This is a genomic window from Citrobacter sp. BIDMC107 (genome assembly GCF_001037575.1).
GTDB lineage: Bacteria > Pseudomonadota > Gammaproteobacteria > Enterobacterales > Enterobacteriaceae > Citrobacter > Citrobacter freundii.
Map to the genome: position 1 here is coordinate 1,102,375 of NZ_KQ089848.1, position 25,874 is coordinate 1,128,248.

Annotated in this window: 23 protein-coding genes; 8 read left to right on the top strand and 15 right to left on the bottom strand. The window is 51.3% G+C overall.

The genetic code is table 11. The features are described from left to right. Nucleotides 1-23 precede the first annotated feature (23 nt). Complete coding sequence (gene cysS, locus SK39_RS05250; RefSeq protein ID WP_003831109.1) at nucleotides 24-1,409, bottom strand: cysteine--tRNA ligase; 1,386 nt, start codon at nucleotides 1,407-1,409, stop codon at nucleotides 24-26. A gap of 173 nt (nucleotides 1,410-1,582) precedes the next feature. Here cysS and ppiB point away from each other — a divergent pair, with 173 nt between their 5' ends. The 4 genes from ppiB (at nucleotide 1,583) to purK (ending at nucleotide 4,614) form a co-directional block, all read left to right on the top strand. Further along, nucleotides 1,583-2,077: a peptidylprolyl isomerase B gene (gene ppiB / locus SK39_RS05255; protein ID WP_003021875.1), complete on the top strand. Its 495-nt coding sequence runs from the start codon at nucleotides 1,583-1,585 to the stop codon at nucleotides 2,075-2,077. Nucleotides 2,078-2,079: 2 nt separating this feature from the next. Beyond that, a complete protein-coding gene (gene lpxH / locus SK39_RS05260; protein ID WP_048216735.1) occupies nucleotides 2,080-2,802 on the top strand; it encodes a UDP-2,3-diacylglucosamine diphosphatase in 723 nt (240 codons plus the stop codon). Nucleotides 2,803-3,040: 238 nt separating this feature from the next. Beyond that, nucleotides 3,041-3,550: a 5-(carboxyamino)imidazole ribonucleotide mutase gene (gene purE, locus SK39_RS05265; protein WP_048216736.1), complete on the top strand. Its 510-nt coding sequence runs from the start codon at nucleotides 3,041-3,043 to the stop codon at nucleotides 3,548-3,550. Continuing rightward, complete coding sequence (gene purK, locus SK39_RS05270; RefSeq protein WP_003835757.1) at nucleotides 3,547-4,614, top strand: 5-(carboxyamino)imidazole ribonucleotide synthase; 1,068 nt, start codon at nucleotides 3,547-3,549, stop codon at nucleotides 4,612-4,614. Before purE ends, purK begins: the two co-directional genes overlap by 4 nt. Nucleotides 4,615-4,650: 36 nt before the next feature. On the opposite strand, the gene SK39_RS05275 is transcribed toward purK, so the two are convergent. Genes SK39_RS05275 through SK39_RS05290 form a run of 4 tightly spaced genes read right to left on the bottom strand, consistent with a single transcriptional unit; the run spans nucleotide 4,651 to nucleotide 9,305 of the window. Further along, the gene (locus tag SK39_RS05275) at nucleotides 4,651-5,544 is read right to left on the bottom strand and encodes a carbamate kinase (protein ID WP_003835758.1); all 894 of its coding nucleotides are present in this window, start codon (nucleotides 5,542-5,544) and stop codon (nucleotides 4,651-4,653) included. 3 nt (nucleotides 5,545-5,547) lie between these two features. Next, nucleotides 5,548-6,357 carry an oxamate carbamoyltransferase subunit AllH family protein gene (locus SK39_RS05280; protein WP_032936938.1) on the bottom strand — a complete coding sequence of 270 codons (810 nt, stop codon included), beginning with the start codon at nucleotides 6,355-6,357 and terminating at the stop codon, nucleotides 5,548-5,550. Nucleotides 6,358-6,368: 11 nt separating this feature from the next. Then, nucleotides 6,369-7,628: a YlbE family protein gene (locus SK39_RS05285; RefSeq protein ID WP_048216737.1), complete on the bottom strand. Its 1,260-nt coding sequence runs from the start codon at nucleotides 7,626-7,628 to the stop codon at nucleotides 6,369-6,371. 9 nt (nucleotides 7,629-7,637) lie between these two features. Continuing rightward, nucleotides 7,638-9,305 (bottom strand): acyl-CoA synthetase FdrA, encoded by a 1,668-nt coding sequence (locus SK39_RS05290; protein ID WP_048216738.1) that lies wholly within the window; start codon nucleotides 9,303-9,305, stop codon nucleotides 7,638-7,640. A 316-nt stretch (nucleotides 9,306-9,621) separates the two neighbouring features. Between SK39_RS05290 and allD the strand changes: the two genes are divergently transcribed. Genes allD through allE form a run of 3 tightly spaced genes read left to right on the top strand, consistent with a single transcriptional unit; the run spans nucleotide 9,622 to nucleotide 12,724 of the window. Then, the gene (gene allD / locus SK39_RS05295; RefSeq protein ID WP_048216739.1) at nucleotides 9,622-10,671 is read left to right on the top strand and encodes an ureidoglycolate dehydrogenase; all 1,050 of its coding nucleotides are present in this window, start codon (nucleotides 9,622-9,624) and stop codon (nucleotides 10,669-10,671) included. A 21-nt stretch (nucleotides 10,672-10,692) separates the two neighbouring features. Further along, complete coding sequence (gene allC, locus SK39_RS05300) at nucleotides 10,693-11,928, top strand: allantoate deiminase (protein ID WP_048216740.1); 1,236 nt, start codon at nucleotides 10,693-10,695, stop codon at nucleotides 11,926-11,928. A 10-nt stretch (nucleotides 11,929-11,938) separates the two neighbouring features. Beyond that, nucleotides 11,939-12,724, top strand: coding sequence for a (S)-ureidoglycine aminohydrolase (gene allE, locus SK39_RS05305; RefSeq protein ID WP_003835769.1), 786 nt, complete (start codon nucleotides 11,939-11,941; stop codon nucleotides 12,722-12,724). Between the two features lie 80 nt (nucleotides 12,725-12,804). On the opposite strand, the gene glxK is transcribed toward allE, so the two are convergent. From glxK to allA, 10 genes are all read right to left on the bottom strand, one after another. Beyond that, nucleotides 12,805-13,953, bottom strand: coding sequence for a glycerate 3-kinase (gene glxK, locus SK39_RS05310; protein ID WP_048216741.1), 1,149 nt, complete (start codon nucleotides 13,951-13,953; stop codon nucleotides 12,805-12,807). A gap of 21 nt (nucleotides 13,954-13,974) precedes the next feature. After that, a complete protein-coding gene (locus SK39_RS05315; protein ID WP_032936943.1) occupies nucleotides 13,975-15,273 on the bottom strand; it encodes a uracil/xanthine transporter in 1,299 nt (432 codons plus the stop codon). A 58-nt stretch (nucleotides 15,274-15,331) separates the two neighbouring features. After that, entirely contained in the window at nucleotides 15,332-16,693 is a 1,362-nt protein-coding gene (gene allB, locus SK39_RS05320; RefSeq protein WP_044699426.1) for an allantoinase AllB, read from the bottom strand. Nucleotides 16,694-16,765: 72 nt separating this feature from the next. Beyond that, nucleotides 16,766-18,226 carry an allantoin transporter gene (locus SK39_RS05325; protein WP_048216742.1) on the bottom strand — a complete coding sequence of 487 codons (1,461 nt, stop codon included), beginning with the start codon at nucleotides 18,224-18,226 and terminating at the stop codon, nucleotides 16,766-16,768. 97 nt (nucleotides 18,227-18,323) lie between these two features. After that, nucleotides 18,324-19,574, bottom strand: a complete 1,251-nt coding sequence (locus SK39_RS05330) for an MFS transporter (RefSeq protein WP_003835773.1) — start codon at nucleotides 19,572-19,574, stop codon at nucleotides 18,324-18,326. A gap of 68 nt (nucleotides 19,575-19,642) precedes the next feature. Further along, nucleotides 19,643-20,521: a 2-hydroxy-3-oxopropionate reductase gene (glxR, locus tag SK39_RS05335; RefSeq protein ID WP_003835774.1), complete on the bottom strand. Its 879-nt coding sequence runs from the start codon at nucleotides 20,519-20,521 to the stop codon at nucleotides 19,643-19,645. 100 nt (nucleotides 20,522-20,621) lie between these two features. Beyond that, on the bottom strand, nucleotides 20,622-21,398 hold the full coding sequence (hyi, locus tag SK39_RS05340; RefSeq protein ID WP_032936946.1) for a hydroxypyruvate isomerase: 777 nt from the start codon (nucleotides 21,396-21,398) through the stop codon (nucleotides 20,622-20,624). A 12-nt stretch (nucleotides 21,399-21,410) separates the two neighbouring features. Next, nucleotides 21,411-23,192 carry a glyoxylate carboligase gene (gene gcl / locus SK39_RS05345; RefSeq protein ID WP_044712805.1) on the bottom strand — a complete coding sequence of 594 codons (1,782 nt, stop codon included), beginning with the start codon at nucleotides 23,190-23,192 and terminating at the stop codon, nucleotides 21,411-21,413. 84 nt (nucleotides 23,193-23,276) lie between these two features. Further along, nucleotides 23,277-24,098 carry an HTH-type transcriptional repressor AllR gene (allR, locus tag SK39_RS05350; protein WP_032936948.1) on the bottom strand — a complete coding sequence of 274 codons (822 nt, stop codon included), beginning with the start codon at nucleotides 24,096-24,098 and terminating at the stop codon, nucleotides 23,277-23,279. Nucleotides 24,099-24,173: 75 nt separating this feature from the next. Further along, the gene (allA, locus tag SK39_RS05355; protein WP_003835778.1) at nucleotides 24,174-24,656 is read right to left on the bottom strand and encodes an ureidoglycolate lyase; all 483 of its coding nucleotides are present in this window, start codon (nucleotides 24,654-24,656) and stop codon (nucleotides 24,174-24,176) included. A gap of 227 nt (nucleotides 24,657-24,883) precedes the next feature. Between allA and allS the strand changes: the two genes are divergently transcribed. Then, nucleotides 24,884-25,810, top strand: coding sequence for an HTH-type transcriptional activator AllS (gene allS / locus SK39_RS05360; protein WP_003835779.1), 927 nt, complete (start codon nucleotides 24,884-24,886; stop codon nucleotides 25,808-25,810). Nucleotides 25,811-25,874: the final 64 nt, after the last annotated feature.

Genomic DNA, 25,874 nt, shown 5'->3' on the forward strand with positions numbered 1-25,874 from the left:
CCGCCATCCGGCAATATAGAGCGTTACTTACGACGCCAGGTGGTGCCCTGCGGGCCGTCTTCCAGCACGATGCCCATCTCATTGAGACGGTCACGCGCGGCATCAGCTGCCGCCCAGTCTTTCGCTTTACGCGCATCTAAGCGCTGTTGGATTAACGCTTCAATTTCAGCAACTTCACCGTCATCCGCCTGCGCCCCGCTTTGCAGGAACGCTTCCGGATCCTGTTCCAGCAGTCCCAGCACGCTGGAGAGCTTGCGCAGATGCGCAGCCATACCGTTAGCCGCCGCCATATCTTCACCCTTCAGGCGGTTAACTTCACGCGCCATATCAAACAGCACGGAGTAAGCTTCCGGCGTGTTGAAGTCATCGTCCATCGCTTCAATGAAACGTGCTTCAAAGGCCTCGCCACCCGCAGGGGCAACGGATTTGTCGGTACCGCGCAGTGCAGTGTACAGACGCTCCAGCGCAGAACGCGCCTGTTTCAGGTTCTCTTCGCTGTAGTTGAGCTGGCTACGATAGTGACCCGACATCAGGAAGTAGCGAATGGTTTCGGCGTCGTAGTATTTCAGCACATCGCGCACGGTAAAGAAGTTGCCCAGCGATTTAGACATTTTCTCGCGGTCAACCATCACCATCCCGGAGTGCATCCAGTAATTAACGTACTCACCATCATGCGCACAGGTGGACTGCGCGATTTCGTTTTCATGGTGCGGGAACATCAGGTCCGAACCGCCGCCGTGAATATCGAAATGGTTACCCAGTTGTTTGCAGTTCATCGCCGAACATTCGATGTGCCAGCCCGGACGACCTGCGCCCCATGGAGACGGCCAGCTCGGCTCGCCTTCTTTGGACATTTTCCACAGCACGAAGTCCATCGGGTTACGCTTCACATCAACCACGTCAACGCGAGCACCCGCCTGCAGCTGATCCAGATCCTGGCGTGACAGCTGACCGTAGTTCGGGTCAGTCGGCACATCGAACATCACGTCGCCGTTATCAGCAACGTAAGCGTGACCTTTGGCAATCAGCTGCTCAGTGATTTCGATAATTTCAGCGATATGGTGCGTAGCGCGCGGCTCCAGATCCGGGCGCAGAATATTCAGCGCATCGAAATCGCTATGCATTTCCGCGATCATTCTGTCGACCAATGCGACAAAGCTTTCACCGTTTTCATTCGCGCGCTTGATGATTTTGTCATCAATATCGGTAATGTTGCGTACATACTTCAGCTTATAGCCGAGGAAGCGCAGGTAGCGCGCGACGACGTCGAAAGAAACAAAGGTACGTCCGTGGCCAATATGACAGAGATCGTAAACGGTAATACCACACACGTACATGCCGACTTCCCCGGCATGAATAGGTTTGAATTCCTCTTTTTGGCGCGTCAGTGTATTAAAGATTTTTAACATCGAAGATTCCGTGTAGACGTGTGTGGATAGTAAAGTCTGTATAATACCCATAATTTAGACCGGAAGCAGCACACTTTGCGAGGTGATCACAGCTTGCGGTTATGCTATAACACACCCCTAACTCTGACCCTTGACGGGGTCGAAGCACCAATCTATCGGAACAGGATGCAAAAATGGTTACTTTCCACACTAATCACGGCGATATCGTAATCAAAACGTTTGATGATAAAGCGCCTGAAACAGTTAAAAACTTCCTGGACTACTGCCGCGAAGGTTTTTACAACAACACCATTTTCCACCGTGTTATTAACGGTTTCATGATCCAGGGCGGCGGTTTCGAGCCAGGCATGAAGCAAAAAGCCACGAAAGAAGCGATCAAAAACGAAGCGAACAACGGTCTGAAAAACACCCGTGGTACGCTGGCAATGGCGCGTACTCAGGCTCCGCACTCCGCAACCGCACAGTTCTTCATCAACGTTGCTGACAACGACTTCCTGAACTTCTCCGGTGAAAGCATGCAGGGTTGGGGTTACTGCGTGTTCGCTGAAGTTGTTGAAGGCATGGACGTGGTTGATAAAATCAAAGGCGTTTCCACCGGTCGCAGCGGTATGCACCAGGATGTGCCAAAAGAAGACGTCATCATTGAAAACGTGACCGTCAGCGAGTAATCGTGGCGACACTGTTTATTGCAGATCTTCACCTCTGCACAGAAGAACCGGCGATCACCGCCGGTTTTCTGCGTTTTTTAGCCGGCGATGCACGCAATGCCGATGCGCTATACATTCTCGGCGACCTGTTTGAGGCCTGGATTGGCGACGACGACCCGAATCCACTGCATCATGAAATGGCCGCAGCGATAAAATCACTGGCTGATTCCGGCGTTCCCTGCTTTTTTATTCACGGCAACCGTGATTTTCTGCTCGGTAAACGTTTTGCCCGTGCGAGCGGCATGACCTTGCTTCCCGAAGAAAAAGTGCTCGATCTGTATGGCCGCAAGGTTCTGATCATGCATGGCGACACCTTATGCACCGACGACGCAGGCTATCAGGCGTTTCGCGCCAAAGTGCATCAACCCTGGCTACAGAAGCTGTTTCTCGCCCTGCCCCTGTTTGTTCGCCAGCGCATTGCCGCAAAAATGCGCGCCAACAGTAAAGCCGCCAACAGCAGTAAATCGCTGGAAATCATGGATGTGAATCCGCAGGCCGTGATTAACGAGATGGAAAAACATCAGGTCCAGTGGTTAATTCACGGACATACACACCGTCCGGCTGTCCACGAACTCACGGCCAATGAGCAACCCGCTTTCCGCGTGGTATTAGGCGCATGGCATACCGAAGGCTCAATGGTGAAAGTCACGCCCAGCGACGTTGAGCTAATCGCGTTTCCGTTTTAATTCTGCAGATATCCAGTTCCTCTTTACACAAAACAATTCGAGTTGCATCGAGGCGGCAAATCTGTGAGTCCCCGGGAGCTTACAAAAGTAAGTGACTGGGGTGAGCAGATGCAGCCAACAAAGAGGCAGCTTGAAGAGTGAAGTGTAAAGCGCGCAATCGTTTTCCTTGAAGGTTAATTATGCTATTCTCTGTGGCCTCAAAAGTCGAGTGTAGTGCACCACAGGAGTTTTCAGACGCATGTCTTCCCGCAATAATCCGGCGCGTGTCGCCATCGTGATGGGGTCCAAAAGCGACTGGGCTACCATGCAGTTCGCCGCCGAAATCTTCGAAATCCTGGACGTTCCGCATCATGTTGAAGTCGTCTCCGCCCACCGCACCCCAGACAAATTGTTCAGCTTCGCCGAAGGCGCTGAAGAGAACGGTTATCAGGTGATTATTGCCGGAGCCGGTGGCGCAGCGCATTTGCCTGGCATGATTGCGGCGAAAACGCTGGTGCCAGTTCTCGGCGTTCCGGTGCAAAGCGCAGCGTTGAGCGGCGTAGATAGCCTCTACTCCATTGTTCAAATGCCTCGCGGTATTCCCGTTGGAACACTGGCGATCGGCAAAGCGGGTGCGGCCAATGCGGCCCTACTGGCAGCGCAAATTCTGGCTACACACGACAACGCATTACACCAGCGTCTGGACGACTGGCGCAAAGCACAAACCGATGAAGTGCTGGAAAACCCGGACCCGCGAGGTGCGGCATGAAGCAGGTCTGCGTACTCGGTAACGGTCAGCTAGGACGCATGCTGCGTCAGGCCGGCGAGCCGCTGGGCATTGCGGTCTGGCCCGTCGGGCTGGACGCTGAACCGGCTGCTGTCCCTTTTCAGCAAAGCGTGATCACCGCAGAGATTGAGCGCTGGCCGGAAACGGCACTCACCCGCGAACTGGCGCGCCACCCGGCATTTGTTAACCGCGACGTCTTCCCGATTATTGCCGACCGTCTGACGCAAAAGCAGCTTTTTGACAAGCTCGGTCTGGCGACTGCGCCGTGGCAACTGCTGGCAGATAAAAGCGAATGGTCTGCGGTATTCGACAAACTCGGCGAGCTGGCGATCGTCAAGCGTCGCGTCGGCGGCTATGACGGTCGTGGACAGTGGCGTTTGCGCGCAAATGAAACCGCACAACTGCCGGATGATTGCTATGGCGAGTGCATCGTCGAGCGGGGAATCAACTTCTCTGGCGAAGTCTCACTGGTTGGCGCTCGGGCGCATGACGGCAGCACCGTTTTCTATCCCCTGACCCATAACCTGCATCAGGACGGTATTCTGCGCACCAGCGTGGTGTTCCCGCAGGCTAACGCCAGACAGCAGGCACAGGCTGAAGCGATGCTCTCCGCCATCATGCAGGAGCTGGGCTATGTCGGCGTGATGGCGATGGAGTGTTTCATCACCCCGGAAGGTCTGCTGATCAACGAACTGGCTCCGCGCGTGCACAACAGCGGGCACTGGACGCAAAACGGCGCCAGTATCAGCCAGTTTGAGCTGCACCTGCGCGCCATTACCAACCTGCCGTTACCGACGCCGGTGGTGAATAATCCTTCGGTGATGGTAAACCTGATTGGTAGCGACCTGAACTACGACTGGCTGAAGCTGCCGCTGGTACACCTGCACTGGTATGACAAAGAAGTGCGTGAAGGGCGTAAGGTGGGGCACCTGAACCTGAGCGACAGCGATACCGCGCGCCTTAGCGCGACACTGGAAGCGCTTATCCCCCTGCTGCCGCCGGAATATGCCAGCGGTATTATCTGGGCGCAGTCAAAGCTGAAATAAGAAGACGCGGGGCGGGTATACACACGCCCCGTTTTTTTACAGACGGATACAGGTTCCAGCGTTGCCCGCCAGCGTATCTTCAATGCGTGACAGCGCGCCAATCCATGCTGGTTTCCCACGGCGTTTCACATATCCACTGACAGCGGTGACCTTTGGTCCCATCGAACCATCTGCTTTAGCAAACGGCGCCAGTTCATCCGGAGAGGCCTGACGAATCGCGCGCTGTTCCGGCGTTCCCCAGTTTTCATAGACCGCATCAGCATCGGTCAAAATAACCAGACCATCGGCATCAATCTGTTCAGCCAGCAACGCCGCCGCCAGGTCCTTATCAATGACCGCTTCAGACCCTAATCCTTCGCCAGTAACCGGGACACCGCCACCCCCGCTGCAAATCACCACATGCCCTTCCTTGAGTAAGAGCTTAATGGCGTCACTTTCAACGATCTGGCGAGGTTCTGGCGAAGCGACAACGCGCCGCAGGTATTTGCCGTCACGCTTCATATGCCAGCCGTAGGTCGCTTCCAGCTGCGTTTGTTCTTCTGGCGAATAGACCGGACCAATAAATTTTTCCGGTGCCATAAACGCAGGATCGTCTTCTGAGACAACAATTCGTGTCAACACTGTGGTCACTGGCGGCATTTCCGGTTCAGCGGTCAGGCTCTGGGCCAACATATAACCAATCATGCCCTGCGTCTCGGCCACCAGCACATCTAATGGATAAGGCTCGACCTCCTTCCAGGCGAGATTCTGTAACGAAAGCAGGCCAACCTGCGGCCCATTGCCATGGACAATAGCCAGGCGATATGTGCGCGCCAGACGCGCCAGGGCGGGTACGGCGCTGGCAATATTACGGTATTGATTTTCTGCAGTCAGCGCCTCGCCGCGTTGCAATAATGCGTTGCCACCGAGAGCAACAACCAGCGTTTTCATTCCCTATCCTTCTATGATTTGTTGTCCAATCCAGAACCCCAGCAGAGTATCTGCGCCGGAGGTATGCCCAAGCGCCAGCAGCGAATCAATCGCCGCATCCAGTCTTTCCTGACGACGCAATGCATGGGTAAAGTGGAGTAAAGGTGAAGCGAAGTAACCTGCAGCCGCGTAACGCAAGTAGCTCACGCTAACCACAGTCGTCGCCTGTTCAAGGTTGCCGGAAGCAGCAAAGAAATGTTGGCCGGAAACCTTATTCAGCGCACCGAAATACCAGGCTGCCAGCAGCATGCCGGTCAACGTGTCATCATGGCTGGGCGTTAGCCCGGGCCCCTTGCCTAACCACTGTCGCCAGTCTGTCGACAACCCCGCAAGCGCCGAGAAAAAGCAGTGACGGAACTGGCGTAGTTCGGGGCACAAAGGCAGGTTTGCCGCCAACATTAACGGCCCGAACAATCCCGTTTCCTCACCGCGATCCATCCAGGCAGGTGCAAGGCGCGGGGAATGTGGCCGGGAAGTGATTCTCAACGAACAGCGGCGATGCGGCTGGCACAGCAAAAATGGCCCCAGTTGGATCCCACCAGGGACAGCCTGAGGAGATTCGTTTCCACGTAACACCGCACGCAGCGCATCAAAATCATGCGTACGGATCACCCATCCTGCCGGGCTAAAGCCGCTCCCCTGGCGGTGCAACGTCAACAGTGCGCCCCCTTCGGCCACGAGATTAATCGCGCGTCGCCAGACGCCAGACAATTGCCAGGACTGGCGGAAATCCGGGGACTGTTGGCTGGCCAGCAAAGGATGGATGATCATCATGCGTGCCTCTTTTAGCTAATGCCCATGCTTTCAGCCAGCGCTTCGAGAGCCAGCTCAAAACAGGCCAACGGCGCACGGACGGTTCCCGCGCCAATCTGACCAATACCGGCCTCTTTATGCGCAATACCGGTATTGATCAGTGGCGTAATCCCCGTTTCGACCACGCGGCGAATATCGAGTCCCAGACAAGCCCCCTGGAAATCCCAGCCAGGGATCTGCAACTGCATATTGCGCTCCAGATAGATTTCCGCCATCTCCTCGGACACAGATTTCGCCGCTTCCATTCCACCAGCCCCGACAAAACGCGTGACGCCTGGTGCGGCGATCATCGCTGCTCCGCCAATGCCAAACGTTTCGGTGATGGCGCTATCACCCATATCAGGGTTAGCCTGTTCCTGCGAAAAACCAGTAAAGAACAGTCCCTGCGGGGTGTTAACCGGTGCGGTAAACCAGCGATCGCCAAGTCCACTCACCCTAATTCCGAACATGTCGCCATTACGGGTCATCGCCGTCACAATACTGCCAGAACGCACCATCGCTCCGGCGTCCATCGCCGCTTTACAGTAAGCCATCGCAAGGTTGAGGAAGAACTGGTCGGTTACGCTGAGGAAATCCATCACTTCAGCAATCTGCTGCTTATCATGTTGTAGACGGGCAATTTGCGGTGCCAGCGTACGCATCAGCAGGGCTGAAGAGGCAATGTTGCGCTGATGGAACTCGTCGCCCATCGTAATGCCCTGTGCCATCATGGCGGTCAGATCAATACCCTGTTCCAGCGTCCCCAATGCGGCGCTTAAGACCGGCATCAGAACATCGCGCATCCAGCGTAAGCGCTGCTGGACATCCTCGCCGTACGCACCGAAGCGCATCACCTTGCCAATGCCTTCGTTGAGATTGCAGTACGCGCGGTTCCCTTCAGTAATGTTTTCCACCACCAACATCGGCATGCTGGCAGAAGTGATCCCGCCCATTGGCCCCACGGCATTAACGTGATGGCAAGGTACAAAATTGACTTTCCCCTGCTCCAATAATGCCAGCGCGCTCATTTCGTCATTGGCCCACTCTTCAAACAGGCACGCACCAATGCAGGCCCCTTTCATCGGGCCGGTCATCTCTTGCCAGCGCATTGGCGGTCCCGCATGAAGCAGCGTTTTTCCTTCATTAAGTTCACTGATTAACGAGGACGCGGGTTGCACATCCAGCCAGTGCGGGCGCGCACGACGAATTTGTTCGATTACTGCAGTATTGGCTTGTGCCACTGATGTAAACATTGGAACCCCTTATTGCAAACGTTCTAATAAACGAGCCAGTTTTTTGTTACCGCCAGCGACAGGCGCCCACTGGTAATGCACCACAGGCTTTTCTGCCGCCTGTAAATCCAGTGCAAAACTGCGTAACCCGGCATTAATGACCGCCACTTTTTCCAGTAGCGAAGGTGAGGATTGATGAGATAAAGGTTGAGATGGGCGAATCAGTTCAGCGGCAAGCAAGGTAGCCTCAGGCAATGAACTCACCACGGCGATACCGGCATCCTCCAGCGTGGCGATTTGCAGTGAACGACACTGCGGATCGCGTTCTGTACCGGTCACCGTTGCAATCGCAAACAGCGGTTGGTCGATGTCTCGCACAGCACATGCCTTTTGCCAAGCCTCAACCAGTGATGCAGCTGGATCTGCCGTCGCCCCGTAACCAATCACGACGTCGACCAATAACACCCGCACCTGCGGCTGAGAGCCGAGGTCCGTAATAAGCTGATTGCGTAACGCAGGGTCGATCATCGGATGCGGTCGGCCGACGGTGTAAAAATCATCCCCGAGGTCGATAATCTGATGCCCGGCGGCATCCAGCATCATGCCGTGATGATGATGTGCATCCGCAGCAACGTTAAGGTTTGCGGCCAGCAGACCCGCCGCTTCGGCAGCCAGCGTTCCTCCGGTATAGAGCCCCCGAATAAGGCCGTCCCCCGTGGCAGAAAGCGCGCCACGTCGCGCCGTGACGCGCGCCAGCAAACAGGCGAGACGGGCCGCATCATCCAGCGTCGAGGCAAACCAGACGTTCTCATCGCGGGTCGCTGCGCTGGTGTAACCTAAAAACAGGGCCACAACGGGTTTACCCGTGGCTTTCATCGCCGTGACAATCCGCTGGCGAACGGCTTCCGCAGGTGGTTTAGACACAAAAGCCAACACCTGACTTTTATCATCCGCACCGAGCATATCCAGCGCAGTAAGTGCGCTAATTCCGCCCACCTCAGCGCTCAGGTCGCGTCCACCCAGACCAATAGCGTGAGTGATGCCTTCCCCGGCCAGTGCTATCTGTGAACAGAGCTCCTGGATCCCTGTGCCGGAGGCGCCTATGACGCCAATGTTGCCTTCCGGCATCACGTTGGCAAATGCCAGCGGCGTACCAGCGATCATGGCGGTTCCGCAATCGGGTCCCATCACCAGCAGGCCTTTATCTTGTGCACGCCGCTTCAGATTGATTTCATCTTCCAGCGTGACGTTGTCGGAGAACATCATGACGTTCAGGTTGCGATCCAGCGCCTGGTTCGCCAGTTCAGCCGCGTATTCGCCCGCTACAGAAATTAACGTCATATTCGCTTCAGGCAATTTCTGACACGCGCTTTCCCAGCGCCTGACCTGCAATAGCGTTTGGCTCCCCCCGGTTGCCTGCGCCAACTGCTGCAACGACTCATCCAGTTGCTGCAAAATAGTCTGGGTAATACTTTCATCCGCCGCTTCAGTACGAATCGCCACGCAAATATCATTCGGCGTCGCCTGATTAAAATCGTCATGCCAGAATCCGGTTGTTTCCAGCAATGATTTATTCGCTGGCGTTCCCATCATCACCGATACATCGTCTACATTTTCGGACTCACTCAGCTTGCGTGAAATAATCATTAAACTGACAGAGTCCTGAAAACACCCTTTTTTAATAAAGGCGTGGATCATAACAACCCCTTAATAATTGCACCCATGGCAATTGCACGAGTAGTGTTAATGTGGAACTCAAGGTATATATCTGGCATAGCAAATAGAGTGACTGATATCACATACAATTTATTAGCAAAAGAATTTTAATAACCACCTAAGGATTACATGTTATTTTCTAACGACATTATTTATTTAAAAAGAAAAGGCAAACCAATGCTGATTATCAAATAAATTCTAACTATATTTTTTTGCCTGTCTGGATCACATATTAGATTTATTTTCCCGGTATGTTAACGGCAGTCATGCTTCACACCGTCGTTAAAAAGGAAGACAGATGAAAATCAGTCGGGAAACACTCCACCAGCTTATCGAGAATAAGCTTTGCAAGGCCGGACTAAAACGTGAGCACGCCGCAACGGTTGCCGAGGTATTGGTTTATGCCGATGCCAGAGGCATTCATTCTCATGGCGCTGTACGCGTTGAATACTATGCCGAGCGCATTTCAAAAGGCGGCACCAACCGCGAACCCACATTTCGTTTCGAAGATACCGGTCCCTGCACAGCGATTTTGCATGCCGATAATGCCGCCGGTCAAGTCGCAGCAAAGATGGGTATGGAGCATGCAATTGAAATTGCTGAAAAAAATGGCGTCGCCGTTGTCGGCATTAGCCGAATGGGGCACAGCGGAGCCATTTCTTACTTTGTGCAGCAAGCCGCCCGCGCAGGCCTGATTGGACTCTCTATCTGCCAGTCCGATCCGATGGTCGTACCGTTCGGCGGCGCGGAAATTTACTACGGAACCAATCCGTTAGCCTTCGCAGCGCCGGGGGCTGGTGACGATATCATGACCTTCGATATGGCGACGACGGTGCAGGCCTGGGGCAAAGTTCTGGATGCCCGCTCACGCAATGAACTAATCCCCGATACCTGGGCTGTCGATAAAAATGGCGCGCCGACCACCGATCCTTTTACGGTTAATGCGTTGCTTCCCGCTGCCGGGCCGAAAGGCTATGGTCTGATGATGATGATCGATGTGTTATCCGGGATTCTGCTGGGATTACCGTTTGGTCGTCAGGTCAGTTCTATGTATGAAGATCTCCATGCTGGACGTAATTTAGGCCAACTGCATTTGGTGATTAACCCCGAGTTTTTCTCCTCCAGCCAATTATTTCGTCAGCATCTCAGTCAAACCATGCAAGAGTTGAATGCCGTTACTCCTGCGCCTGGTTTTAAACAGGTTTATTACCCCGGACAGGATCAAGATATTAATCAACGTAATGCCGCCGTTCATGGCATTGACATTGTTGATGATATTTATCAATACCTGATTTCCGATGCTCTCTATATCAAGTCATACGAAACAAAGAACCCCTTTGCGCAATAATTATTGAAACAGGAATTTCATATGATTAATCATTTTCGTCACGCAATAGAAGAAACCCTTCCCTGGCTCTCTTCCTTTGGCGCAGATCCATCCGGTGGGATGACGCGCCTGCTGTATTCGCCAGAATGGCTTGAAACACAACAGCAATTTAAAAAGCGTATGGATGTCAGCGGCCTGGAAACACGCTTTGATGAAGTAGGTAATTTATACGGTCGCCTGCGCGGGAGTGAATCCCCGGAACAAGTCATTTTAAGCGGCTCGCATATTGATACCGTCGTCAACGGCGGCAATCTTGACGGCCAGTTTGGCGCGCTGGCGGCGTGGTTAGCAATTGACTGGCTTAAGACCACCTACGGCGCACCGCTGAAAACGGTCGAAGTGGTCTCGATGGCAGAAGAAGAAGGCAGCCGCTTCCCGTATGTCTTCTGGGGCAGCAAAAACATTTTTGGGCTGGCCAATCCCGATGACGTCCGTAACATCCAGGACGCCAAAGGCACCCGTTTTGTTGACGCAATGAACGCCTGCGGCTTTACCCTCCCCGCAGAACCACTTCATGCCCGTAATGACATCAAAGCCTTCGTTGAATTACACATCGAACAAGGTTGCGTGCTTGAAAGCAATGGCCAGTCGATAGGCGTCGTCAGCACGATTGTAGGACAACGTCGCTACACGGTAACGCTGAACGGCGAATCCAACCATGCGGGTACAACGCCGCTGAGCTACCGTCGCGATACCGTTTACGCTTTCAGTCGCATCTGCAGCCAGTCTATCGAGAAAGCCAAAAAGCATGGCGATCCTCTGGTACTGACCTTTGGTAAGGTCGAGCCGCAGCCGAACACCGTCAACGTGGTGCCAGGAAAAACGACCTTCACGATCGATTGCCGTCATACTGATGCCGATGTATTACGTGATTTTACTCAGCAACTGGAAAACGACATGCGCGCCATCTGCGATGAAATGGATATCGGTATTGATATCGATTTGTGGATGGATGAAACGCCGGTCCCGATGGACAGTAAACTGGTCTCCACCCTTACCGAACTGTGTGAAAAAGAACAGCTGAACTACCGTGTGATGCACAGCGGCGCGGGCCATGATGCGCAAATTTTCGCGCCTCGCGTACCGACCTGCATGATTTTCATTCCCAGCATTAACGGTATCAGCCACAACCCCGCTGAACGCACAAACATTAACGACCTTGCCGAAGGGGTCAAAACTCTGGCATTAATGCTTCATCAACTTGCCTGGCAGAAATAAGGAGTCACCCATGGGATATCTGAATAACGTTACGGGTTATCGCGATGATTTACTGGCTAATCGCGCAATTGTAAAACACGGTAACTTCGCCCTGCTAACCCCGGACGGACTGGTTAAAAACATCATTCCGGGTTTTGAAAACTGTGACGTCACCATCCTCTCAACGCCGAAACTAGGCGCGTCGTTTGTTGATTATCTGGTAACGGTTCACCAAAGCGGTGGTAACCAGAGCGGTTTCGGCGGCGAAGGCGTTGAAACGTTCGTCTATGTTATCTCCGGCAAAATTGAAGCAAAAGCAGAGGGTAAAACATTCGCTTTAACTCAGGGTGGATACCTTTATTGCCCGCCCGGCGAGCTGCTCACCTTTAGTAATGCCCAGGCTGAAGACAGCCAGCTGTTTTTATACAAACGTCGTTATACGCCAGTAGCAGGTCATTCGCCGTGGCTGGTTTCCGGTAACACCAACCAGTTAGAACGTATTCATTATGAAGGCATGGATGACGTGATCCTGCTGGATTTCCTGCCTAAAGAATTGGGCTTCGATATGAATATGCACATTCTGTCGTTCGAGCCGGGCGCTAGCCACGGTTATATCGAAACGCACGTCCAGGAACACGGGGCGTATATTCTTTCAGGCCAGGGCGTTTATAACCTCGACAATCAGTGGATCCCGGTGAAAAAAGGCGACTACATCTTTATGGGAGCTTATTCCCTGCAGGCCGGATACGGCGTGGGTCGTGGCGAAGCATTCAGCTACATCTATTCCAAAGATTGCAACCGGGATGTTGAGATCTAACAGCGTATAGCCCTCATGATACTTTTTTTATTTAGCTATGTTGGGTTTTGCCACGGTGTATACCGTGGCTTTTTTTATGCTTAACGCTGAGCCACCACCTGACCCAATTTCATCGCACAAGCGATATTACGCGCACAGTGATAGAGATTGGTTTCGCCGTTTGTCAGCACTTCTGCTAACGGCGCGAGTCGCGGCAGAATACTGAACACCGCATCGATACCATGATCGTGAACCACCTCTACGCCTTCGCCCAACACCCCGGCGATGCCGATCACGGGAACATGATGCCGCATGGCTACCGACGCGACACCGATTGGCGCTTTGCCACCGACCGTTTGCGAATCAATACGCCCTTCGCCGGTAATAACCAGCGCCGCGTCCTGGATTGCCTGCTCCAGCTGTACAGCCTGCAGCACAATCTCGATCCCGGGTTTCATGCTGGCTTGCAGGAAGATAAACGCAGCAATCCCCATTCCTCCAGCCGCTCCGCCGCCCGCCACCTGAGCAACATCCTCGCCGGTCAGCGTTTGCAGCACATGGGCATAGTTGAGCAACCCTTCTTCCAGCCTCTCAACCATTTCTGCCGTCGCCCCTTTCTGCGGGCCGAATACTCTTGCCGCGCCGCGCGGGCCAACCAGCGGATTATCAACGTCACAGGCGACGTCAATGCGACACGCTTTCAGCCGCGGATCGCAGTGTTGCAGGTCGATGCGCGCAAGGCGAGACAAACTCCCGCCCCCAGCGCTTAATGGCGCACCTTGCGCATCCAGAAAACGAACGCCAAGCGCCTGGGCCATCCCCATACCGCCATCAACCGTCGCACTCCCGCCAATACCAAGAATAATATGACGAATACCGGTATCCAGCGCATGGCGAATCAGTTCACCAGTGCCGTAACTTGAGGCCAGCAGTGGATTGCGCGCCTGCGGTTCGACCAGCATCAGCCCACTCGCCGCCGCCATTTCAATAATTGCGGTCTTACCATCCCCGGTCAGGCCATAAAATCCCATAACCTGTTCCCCCATCGGCCCGCAGACTTCCACAGTGATAACTTTTCCGCCTGTCGCCGCCACCATTGCATCTACAGTTCCCTCTCCGCCATCAGCAACCGGCAAACAAATATATTCTGCATCCGGGAATATGGCTGAAAATCCAGCTTTAATTGCCTTGCAGCATTGGTCAGCGCTTAAGCTCTCTTTAAATGAATCTGGCGCAATTACAATTTTCATCATCAATCCTTTTTCATCATGTTATTTAATGCGTTCCCATGGAATGAGATTTTCCATAAGCACCGCCAGTAAAATTCCCACCAACAAACCATTGCTCAGTAATGGCCGAATCGTCAGCGGAAGATCTTGTAAATAAACTGGAGGCAACCCCATCAAAAAAATGCCGACAAATAGCGGGAGCGCCAGTCGATAAATATTGCGTGCGGTAAATGTGATTTGTTGGCTAAAAACCAGGCCGGAATAGAGTAGCGGAAGATAAGAAACCAGCATCACGGCACTGCTGATCGCCAGCGGAATAGCGCAAAATAAGCGGGTTAACGGCGTCACTATCGCCACGAATAAACATAATACACTGCCGCAAATAAATGATTTTCGCGAGCTGTCGCCGGTCTGTGTTAACAAGCCAATAGAAGAGACAAAAGGTGAAAATGGAATAACGGCAAAAGGGACTGTCACCAACGTCATAAAACCGGAAATAATAAAACTGCGGCGATAACGCGAACTGCTGGAGCCTTGCTGCGCATAAAAGACGTCCGTGCCGCGCACTGCCCCATAGGTATTACTGACATTCACCAGACCAGTGATCACGGCCGTCAAAATAATGCCCGGTAACAGTTTACCGTGGCTACCTAGTGGAAACCATTGCCAACTTGAATCACCAGCCGGCAAGGTCATTGATGGAAAACACAATCGCCAAAGACCCCATCCCACTATCGCCCCCACCAACAGGGCATAGCGCGAGATCCGCTGTGGTAAAAAGATGATCATCGCAAGGATGAAGCACATCACGGCAACGGCCAGACTAAAGGGAGCCAGTTGAATTTTGACGCTGGTATCCGCAATACCAAAGGGCAATCCCAACATGCCCTTAAAAAAGATGGTGGTCAGCTGCGCACCGAGCAGCAGCATAAAAAAAACCATCACCGTTGGGGTAAAAAACCGGGCTAATCGATGCCCTAAGCCGCTAAAGCCGATAATCATCGTCAGTACAGCGGAAATCACAATGCCAACGGACAGGCTGGTAGCAATATCATTGAGCGGTGTCCCACGTGATGCCTCAGCCAGGGTAATCGTCAGAATGGTTCCCCACCATAAACCGGTGGGCCCTTCCATAATGGCGCGGCGGTGGCCACAAATTACCTGCGCCAGACAGGCCAGCGACGTTGTTAAAAAAGCGTACTGCGTGAGCATTAGCAGATTGCTGACAGGAAGATGAAAAGCAGAAACCAGCGTTGGCGGGACCACGACCGTGTTACAAAAAATAAAGAAAAACCACTGAAAGCCGGACAACAAACTTTCGCGGTTAATAACAGGAAGCATATTCATACCTTAAAATAGAGAATGCCCGCCAACATGACGGGCATTAATTCACATCACATTATTGTTGATGTTTAAGGATAAATTGACCTTTAGGCGATACCGGGAAACCCTGCTCAATGTCATAAATAACATCACCACGCAGAATGGTTTTCGTAATGCGCGCGCCAATTGTACGGCCTACATACGGGCTGACTTTATGGCGATATTCCAGGTCTTCGTTCTTCAGAACGTATTTGCTGTCAGGTTGAATAAAGACGAAGTCGGCGTCTTTACCCGGGGCGATACGTCCCTTCTGCTTCAGACCAAAAATATCGGCGGCATTGGTTGCCATCAATTTCGCGAACAGCGGCAACGACATACCGCGTTTTTGCACGGCTTCATCAAACATAACGTCCATGCAGTTCTGCAGTCCGGCGATGCCGCCCCACGCCTGCATGATATTGCCGGCTTTCATTTCCGGCGGGCATGGAGAGTGGTCGGAAACCAAGCAGTCAATTTCACCGTTAAACAGCTTTTCCCACATACCTTGCTGATTTTGCAGATCGCGGATCGGTGGAGAACATTTCGCCAGGGTGCCAATCTCTTCAAACTGATCGGTATCCAGCACGAAATAATGCGGGCAAGATTCGCAGGTCACATCTTGACCTTCCTGACGGGCGCGGGTTACTTCTTCCACGCCTTCCGGACTGCTGATATGGCAGACATGCAGGCGACAACCAGCAACTTTCGCCAGATACAGTACGCGACGAATCGCTTCCACTTCGGTAAACACCGGGCGTGAGGCCACATAGTCATGCGCCGTGACGCGACCTTCGCGTTTAGCTTCCTCACCAAGCTCGTCACAGATGAGCGCGTTTTCGCAATGCACCAGTACCGTCTGATTCATTTCCGCCAGCTTCTGCGCGCCTTTGTAGAACTGCCAGTCGTTCACATCGCGGAAATCATTATCGATACCGCGGTCACCGCAGGTGGCAACAAAGCATTTAAAGCCAACGACACCGACGTCATCCAGTTCGTGCAAACGATCGAGGTTGTAAGAAACCAGCCCCCCAAGCTGCGCGGCATCAATGGTCAACTTGCCTTTGGCCGCATCAAATTTCAGTTCGATGGTTTCACGATCCACCGTTGCTGGCAGCTGGTTGAGGGGCATTTCGATCATCGTGGTGATACCGCCTTTTGCCGCGGCACGCGTCCCTGTCTCATACCCTTCCCAATGGGTACGACCTGGCTCAGAGATATGGGTATGCGCATCAACCATACCAGGTGAAACTACCAGACCCGTCGCATCCATAACCTGCTTCGCCTCCCCCAGATTCTCGCCAATGGCGGCGATTTTTCCAGCGTGGACGGCAATATCAACAATACGAGCTTCATTTTCTAAAATAACAGTACCGTTCTTAATAATTAAATCAAAAGACATAACGAACTCCTTGTATGGATACAGATAATTTTTATAAATAACTCACGCTTAAATAAGCGCTTACTGATTTCATCACATCTGCCCTGTGGCTTTTTGCGCTCCGGCTGATTCAGCAACCGTTCTTTTCTTCAGCAAGGCATAGGCGATAAATGCGACAATAACGCCAACAAACCACGACACTCGCGATAACGGTTCGAGGAGAGGAATAAATTTACCCCCCAGTGAAAGAATGACTGCCACTAACGTTACGGAGAAAGCTGTCAGATTAAATCCGTTTTCATAATATTGGTAATCACCGCTGGCGGTATATAATTCATCAAGATTAATCTTACCGCGCATCACGACAAAATAATGCGCTAACATAACGCCAATAACTGGACCAAGCATTCCACCAATAATATCCAGAAACAGATAAATACTGCTCTGATTTTCCATTAACTTCCACGGACAAATCAGCAAACTAATAATACTGGCAATCAATACACCATTTTTATACGTTAATTTAGTAGGTGCAATAGCGGCAATCTGATAACCAGCCGGAATAATATTACCAGTGGCATTCGTAGAGATTGTCGTCATCAAAATAACCAGTACCGCAAAAAACGAAGCAAATAAGCTGTCCCAACGCTGGACGATATCCAGAACATTCCACGTATCCATGCCGTAATGAATGCTGGCTCCGGCGATAATACACACGCTGGCAATGGCAAATAGCACGTATGCGACAATTAGCCCCAGCGTCTGACCCAACGCTTGTTCACGAAATGAGTGGGCATTTTGCGTGAAGTCGGATGCGCTTACCGCCGGAGCGGCCCATACTGCAACGACTGCATTAATCACTACCAGGAACAGGAATCCGCTGTTGCCCGCCTTTTGCACACCACCGGGAATGTAGTCCAGAATCGGTCCAATTCCTACCAGTGATATCGCCCAGATAGCCATCCCGCCGAATACAATATAAATACAGGGGTTGAGGATTGCGGTAAATTTGTTTAATACCTTACCACCACCAAAACCAATACCGACGTTAATGAGCCAAAAAATAAGAAATGTAATCAGCCCCGGCAGAGAAAGCCCCAATAAGGTAAAGTCACCGCCCAACGTTAAAAACCCTGGCCATATCTTGCCAATCAAAATAAGAAAGGCCAGCGATCCGGCGTAACACTGTAGACCGAACCACATGATTGCGGCAATCCCCCCTCTTAATAATCCTGGGAATAGCGCTCCACGGACACCATACGAGCCCCGCAAAATCATGGCAAAAGGTACGCCGTATTTACTTCCGGCTGCACCGTTCATTACCATAACTAACGCAATAAACACTGCACTAATAATAATAGCCAGCATAATGCTGAATGTAGAAAGCCCAAGAATAAAGAATCCGCCAACCATAACGTAATTAGGTACGTTATGCACAGAACCCATCCATAATGTAAAATAGTTGAATGTTTTCCAGTTTCGTTGCTCGGCCGTTTTTGGTAATAAATCGTCACTATAACCACGTTGTTGGTATAGATCTCTTTGATGTTCCATAAATCCCTCTTGTCACGTATCGGATAACGTTGTAATGGGTTTAGCTATGCGGAACAAAAACAATAAAGGAATAAGTTAAATAGTTTTAATTATGTTTTTATGCTGAAGCAATGACTGTCGTTGCTTTCTTTTTATATAACGTAACGGCCGCAAAAATAAGCGTTCCGGTAACAACCAGACAAGCGGAGATCACAAAGCTTATTTCTTTAGAACCAGTCAAATCAGAAATAAATCCGGTTAATGTTGGCGCAATAACCGCTGAGCTCATGCCAAAGAAGTTAAACAGGCTAAATGCTCTGCCCAACGTTTTTGACGACGCTTGCTCAGAAACAAAGGAGATCAGAATCGGATCGACCGCCATTTTGCCCAGTAAACCGTACAGAGTCAGGCTGACCATCAGCATAGTGGTATTCGGCGATAGCACCGTAAATACCAGCATTGCGGCGGCCATAATTTCCAGACCAAGAATGACTTTGACTTTGCTGTTGCGAAACTTATCGGACAGATGACTAAAGAACAATGCGCCCGGGACACCCACCACGGCGACTAGCGCCGAGGCCACCCCAATTGCGCCGCCATCAAATCCTCTTTCGGTCTGCAGATAAGACGGAAGCCAGGTCACGATCAGGTAATAGCCATAGCAGGTACAGAAGTAGAGGAAGTACACGCTACATAACAGACCTGAAAACAGCGGCGGACTCTTTTCTTCTGACGCCGTTACCGTTTGAATTTTCTGGTCTGCAGCAGGTACTTCATTTTTTACCTTACCACGGATAACCAGAGTGAATACGCACAGCATCACCACCAGAATAGCAGCAACCAGGAACAACACATTTTGCCAGGCCATGCTCATGCTTTTTACCAGCACGCTGGAACCGATTAACCCGATTCCCATCCCAATTGCTGAGCCGCTATTAATAATGGCGTTAGCCAGTGCCCGACGAGCCTGTGGGACATTTGCCGAAGAGAGTGAATACGCAGAACTAAAGAACGAAGCGCAGCCCGCGCCCGCCATTAGCGAACCCGCATAAATCATCACCAGCCCAGTGGCTTTTGCAATACTTAGCGTACCAATAATAAACAGCGTAAACCCACACATCAGCATAATTTTCTGGCCAAACTTATCAACCAGAATTCCACAGGGAATTTGCATACTGCAATAGGCGAAGAAATAGAAACTGGCGATAGCACCTATTTCAGCATTGCTGACATTGCCCAGTGATGCCTGGATCTCAGGATAAATAGGCGTGAGCACGGTGCGATATATCCATATTGCCACCCAGCCCAGACTCATTACGACGACAATCTTCTTCCAGTATTCAATACCGGATGTTTTCTTTTCACTCATGACATGCACCTTTCTAAAGTGTGTCTGATTAAAATGTATCGCTGCAGTAATTGCAGCGATACCAATGATCATGACAATTTATGATTTGCCATTAATTCCAACGCCTGAACCATAGCCGAGTGATCCAACTGGCTCCCTCCATTCGCGGCACAGGTATTAAATAACTCCTGACAGGTTGCCGTATTAGGCAAATTCAATGACAGTGCCTTGGCGCTTTGTAATGCAAGATTGAGATCTTTTTGATGCAATGCAATTTTGAAACCAGGCTCAAATGTGCGCTTGATCATCCGCTCGCCATGAACCTCCAGAATACGGGAAGAGGCAAATCCGCCCATTAATGCCTGACGTACACGAACAGGATCCGCGCCAGCTTTCGAAGCAAAGACTAACGCCTCTGAAACCGCTTCAATATTTAAGGCAACGATAATTTGGTTTGCCACCTTACAGGTTTGACCATCACCATTACCGCCAACCAGCGTGATATTTTTACCCAAAATATCAAATAGCGGTTTGACCCGTGCAAATACATCTGGCTCACCGCCAACCATAATGGACAAAGTACCTTCGCGAGCGCCAATTTCCCCGCCAGAGACGGGCGCATCGAGATAATCCCCGCCCAATTCATTAACCTGTTTCGCAAAACGTTTAGTTTCGATAGGAGAGATAGAACTCATATCGACAATGGTTTTTCCCTGCAATACGGTTTTGGCACAACCCTGTTCGCCAAAAAGTACCTCTTCTACCTGCGGCGTGTCGGGAACCATTATGAAGATGATGTCTGCGAAATCAGTTACCTGACGCGCAGTTTCAACATTAACTGCCCCCAATGACAGCAATTCGTCCGCAACCGGACCAATGGTCGTGACATGCAATTGATGTCCGGCGCGAGCCAGATTGACAGCCATTGGCGAACCCATAATACCCAGGCCAATAAATCCCAGTTTCATTTTTAACCTCATATATCTCTGTCGGTTTTCCCGAATTCAGGCAACACGATCCCCTTCCAGCAAAGTGGAAAAAATGGCGATGCCTGAAATTCCTTACAAATTATCGATATTGATTAATCCACGATAATCCCGCTTCGGTGGTGGTTAGTGGTTTATATTCACAACCAACCCATCCGTCATAACCTGATTTATCGATAAACTTAAAAATAAAGTCATAATTAATCTCACCGGTTCCCGGCTCTCCGCGACGAGGGTTATCGGCAATTTGCAAATGACCTATTTTATTTGCCCATGTGGTCATGGTCTGGGTTAATTCCCCTTCCATACGCTGCATATGGTAAATGTCGTACTGTATCTTGATATTATTGCTACCGACGCAATCTATTAAAGCCAGCGCCTGCTGAGTTCCGGTGAGATGGAATCCAGGAATATCAAAATGGTTGATCGGCTCAATCAGCAATAAAATATCTTCTTTCGCTAACATATTTGCCGCATAGCGCAGGTTTTCCACCAGCGTCAGCTGGATCTGTTCGGCAGAAAAACCCGCGGGTGTTTTACCCACCAGACAATTGATCTTCTTATTACCGAGCCCTTTAGCATAGCGAACAGCTGCCGCGACACCATCGCGAAATTCTTCTTCGCGACCCGGAATACAGGCGATACCCCGCTCACCCGCTGCCCAGTCTCCTGCCGGGAGATTGTGCAGCGTATGCTCCAGCTGATTGGTCTGCAGTTTTTCCTTTAATACATCAATGTCGTAATCGTAGGGAAACATAAACTCTACGCCACGAAACCCCGATTGTGCCGCTTTATCGAAGCGTTCAAGAAAACTGTATTCCAGAAACAGCATGGAAAGATTGGCTGAGAAACGTAACATCTGTCACCCCTTCTATTCGTATTTCATAAAACAGGTTTCGGTTGGCGCATCCATCGCACCGTCTGCAATCTCTTCAAACTCGGTGACATTATCCAGCTCGCTGCCCATAGAGATGTTGGTCACGCGCTCAAGGATCACTTCGACCACAACCGGAACGCGGTACTGCGCCATCAGTACTTTGGCTTGTTCAAAGGCTGGAGCAAGATCTTCAGGTTTAAATACGCGGATGGCTTTACAGCCGAGTCCTTCTGCCACTTTGACGTGATCGACGCCATAGCCGTTTACTTCGCTGGAGTTAATGTTTTCGAACGCCAGTTGGACGCAGTAATCCATATCAAAAGCGCGTTGAGACTGGCGAATCAGGCCGAGATAGGCGTTGTTGACCAGTACATGGATGTAAGGAATGTTGAACTGTGCACCCACCGCCAGCTCTTCGATCAGGAACTGGAAGTCAAAATCACCGGAAATCCCAACAACATTACGCGCCGGATCGGCCACACAAACCCCTAATGCCGCCGGCAGCGTCCAGCCCAGAGGGCCTGCCTGACCGCAGTTGATCCAATGACGATCTTTAAATACGTGCAGCATTTGCGCGGCGGCAATTTGCGATAAGCCAATAGTCGTGACGTAGCAGACATCACGGCCAAAGGCTTTATTCATCTCTTCATACACACGCTGCGGTTTAACCGGGACATTGTCGAAGTGTGTTTTACGCAGGAGCGTCCGCTTACGCTGCTGGCATTCATCAACCCAGGTATTCCGGCAAGGTAAACGTCCAGCTTTCTGCATCTCCTGAGCAACGTCAATCAACAAAGTCAACGCGGCTTTGGCATCCGAAACGATACCTAAATCCGGACACAGGACTCGGCCAATTTGCGTCGGCTCAATATCGATGTGAATGATCTTGCGACCTTCGGTATATTTCGCGACGGAACCGGTGTGTCGGTTAGCAAAACGGTTACCAATACCGAACACCATATCGGAGGCCAACAGCGTGGCGTTGCCGTAACGATGCGCCGTTTGCAAACCCACCATTCCTGCCATTAACTCATGATCGTCCGGGATGCATCCCCAGCCCATCAGCGTAGGAATTACCGGTACGTGGGTTAATTCAGCAAAGTGTTGCAGCAGTTCGCTGGCATCAGCATTAATCACCCCGCCTCCAGCCACGATGACCGGGCGCTCAGCCTGAATCAGCATTTCAAGCGCTTTCTCAATCTGTTTACGGCTGGCCGCAGGCTTGTAGACTGGCAGCGGTTCATACATGTCTGGATCGAATTCGATTTCTTCAACCTGAATATCAAAAGGCAAATCGATCAATACCGGACCAGGACGACCAGAGCGCATGACATGAAATGCCTGCTGCAAAACCCGGGGAAGCAGCGCGGCTTCACGCACCGTTACCGCCATTTTACTGACCGGTTTGGCAATAGATTCAATATCAACAGCCTGAAAATCTTCCTTATGCAGGCGAGCGCGAGGCGCCTGGCCGGTGATGCATAAAATAGGAATAGAATCGGCAGAAGCGGAATACAGCGCAGTGATCATGTCAGTGCCTGCCGGTCCAGAGGTGCCAAGGCAGACGCCAATGTTTCCTGCCGTTGCACGCGTATAGCCTTCCGCCATATGGGAAGCGCCTTCAACGTGACGAGCCAGAATGTGACGGATGCCTCCGTGCTTACGCATTGCGGAATAGAACGGGTTAATTGCCGCCCCCGGAACCCCAAATGCGGTGGTGATACCTTCTTTTTCCAGCACATACATTGCCGCGTCAACGGCTCTCATTTTTGCCATTTTCTTTCTACCTCTATTTATTGGAAAAATTTTCCAACTTTGAAAAAATCCAAAAAAGTCCCGCTCCTCTGAGCGGGTTGCGACTTAAGCTACGGGGGCTTTTAAACCCAGCGCCGTACTGATATCTCGTGCAGTATCCCGTACCAGCTCCCCCTGACTGATAAAACGATCTTCTGTCAGTCTGGATGCGGGCCCCGAAATAGAGATGGCAGCAACGACACTGCCTGCATCGTCATAGATAGCTGATGCGATGCAATTCAAACCAATAACATGCTCTTCGTGATCGACGATATAACCATTGTCACGCGCCAGTTCCAGATTGCGCAGCAGAGTAGGAAAATCCACCAACGTGTTCGGCGTAAACTGCTGTAACCCCGTTTTCACGACGATGTCCATTAACTCTTCTTCCATCAACGGATAAAGCAGCGCTTTTCCCGCACCGGAAGCATGTAACGGCATACGACTGCCTAAAGGTGCGCACATTCTGACCATCGATTTGCACTCCTTCTGACCAATCAACACCGCTTCGGTGCCATTGCGAATCGCGACATTAACCGTTTCGCCTGACAGCAGCATTAATCGGTGCATAAACGGTCCGGCTACCGACAGGACGTCGCGATTATGAATATACGCGGAGCCCACGTTAAATACGCCTAAACCGATGTGCCACCAGCCTAACTGGCTGTCCTGATAGACAAAATCAGCACCCTGTAAAACCTTCAACAAGCGAAAGGTCGTAGAGAGCGGCAAATCCAGACTGGCGGAAATATCGCTCACTGACGAACTGCCTCCACTTCTTTCGAGGTACTGCAAAATCGCAATGCCTCTCTCAAGCGCCTGAGCGCCTTTCTGCGCAACCGGCTCCGCCTGTCCAGGCCTGCCGCGCCGTCTTACTTCCGTCTCCACTACGTTTACTCCGGCCCAAAATATGAGCATAAACAATGAACAATATGCGCATATTAAGCAAGAAGGCCGAAAGCGTCACGCAAAACAGAGCTCATGCGTCGGGATACTTTCAACATCACAATTATCGCTGCCACCGCGATCGACCGTCAGAAAATCGGTGACGGTTTGCCAGGCAAACAGCGGGTGATGCCAGACATTTCGATGATAATTCACGCCTTGTTGGCCATTGGTGATAAAGGCTTTTAAGGTGGAAAGGTCAGGTTTGTCCTCACCGAGTGCGACAATCACCACAAACGCTTCGCCATTCATTGGCATAAATGCCTGGGTGCCTAACGGGTGGCGCTCCAGCTCATGCACAACAATTGGCATTGCTGCCGGTTGCGCGCGATTGATACTGATGAGGGTGCGATCCTGATTAAGGATCTCCACATTGGCCAGATCGTGATAACGCTCAACAAGCCCATCATTGATATGAAAAAAATCACGTTTATGCGTCTCAATGACATCACCATAGGCGCTGAACGTGTGCTGATTTAACGGTAAGACCTCAAGTTTCATCATTATTTCCTTGTAACTGAATTCCGTTGAACCGCGACCAGAACACATAGCGGCTTCAATACCATGCAATCTAAAACCTTCGTGATTTAACATCAACACAAAAATTGGAAAAATTTTCCAAAATTAGATTTAGACCACAATTTGAACAAGGCCATTATGCAAAAATACTTATAAATCAGAGAAAAAGAAATCATGCTTGTAGAAGATCATTAAGGGAGTAGCTGACGATGTTTGACCCGGAAACACTGCGTACCTTTATCGGCGTCGCCGAAACGGGGAGTTTCTCCAGGGCGGCGGAGCGCTTGTGTAAAACCACGGCCACGATCAGCTATCGTATTAAGCTTCTGGAAGAAAACACCGGTGTCGCGCTGTTTTTTCGTACAACCCGAAGCGTGACGTTAACCGCCGCAGGGTCTCACCTTCTTTCACAGGCAAAAGACTGGCTCGCCTGGCTGGACAGCATGCCCAGCGAATTGCAGCAAGTGAACGACGGCGTAGAGCGCCAGGTGAATATTGTGGTTAACAACCTACTGTACAGCCCTGAAGCCGTCGCTCGTCTGTTATCCTGGCTTAACGCGCGCTATCCCTTTACTCAGTTTCACTTTTCCCGGCAAATTTATATGGGCGTGTGGGATTCACTCTTGTATGAAGGATTCTCGTTGGCTATCGGCGTTACCGGCACGGAACCGATGGCCAACACCTTTACCCTCGATCCTTTGGGTTCTGTTCAGTGGCGATTTGTTATGTCAGCAGATCATCCGCTGGCAGACGCGAGCGGTCCATTAACAGAAGCCCAACTGCGCCGTTTTCCGGCGATTAACATTGAGGACAGCGCGCGGACGCTGAGCAAACGTGTCGCGTGGCGCCTTCCCGGTCAAAAAGAGATCATCGTACCGGACATGGAAACCAAGCTCGCAGCGCATCTTGCAGGAGTGGGCATTGGATTCGTTCCGCAACCGATATGCCAACCTTTACTGGATAGCGGGCATCTGGTCAGCAATATCATCCCCACTATGCGTCCTCCTTCCCCCTTAAGCCTTGCCTGGCATAAGTTCGGCGCGGGTAAGGCCGTTGAAGATATCGTGACGCTGTTTACCCAGCGAAAGCCTGAAATTGCCGGGTTTTTAGCAATTTTCAACAACTCACGCGATTGAAAATCAAGTCATCGTCTCATTTGACGCGTAAAATGGTACGCAGGATGATTTGAGGTTTCGTTTT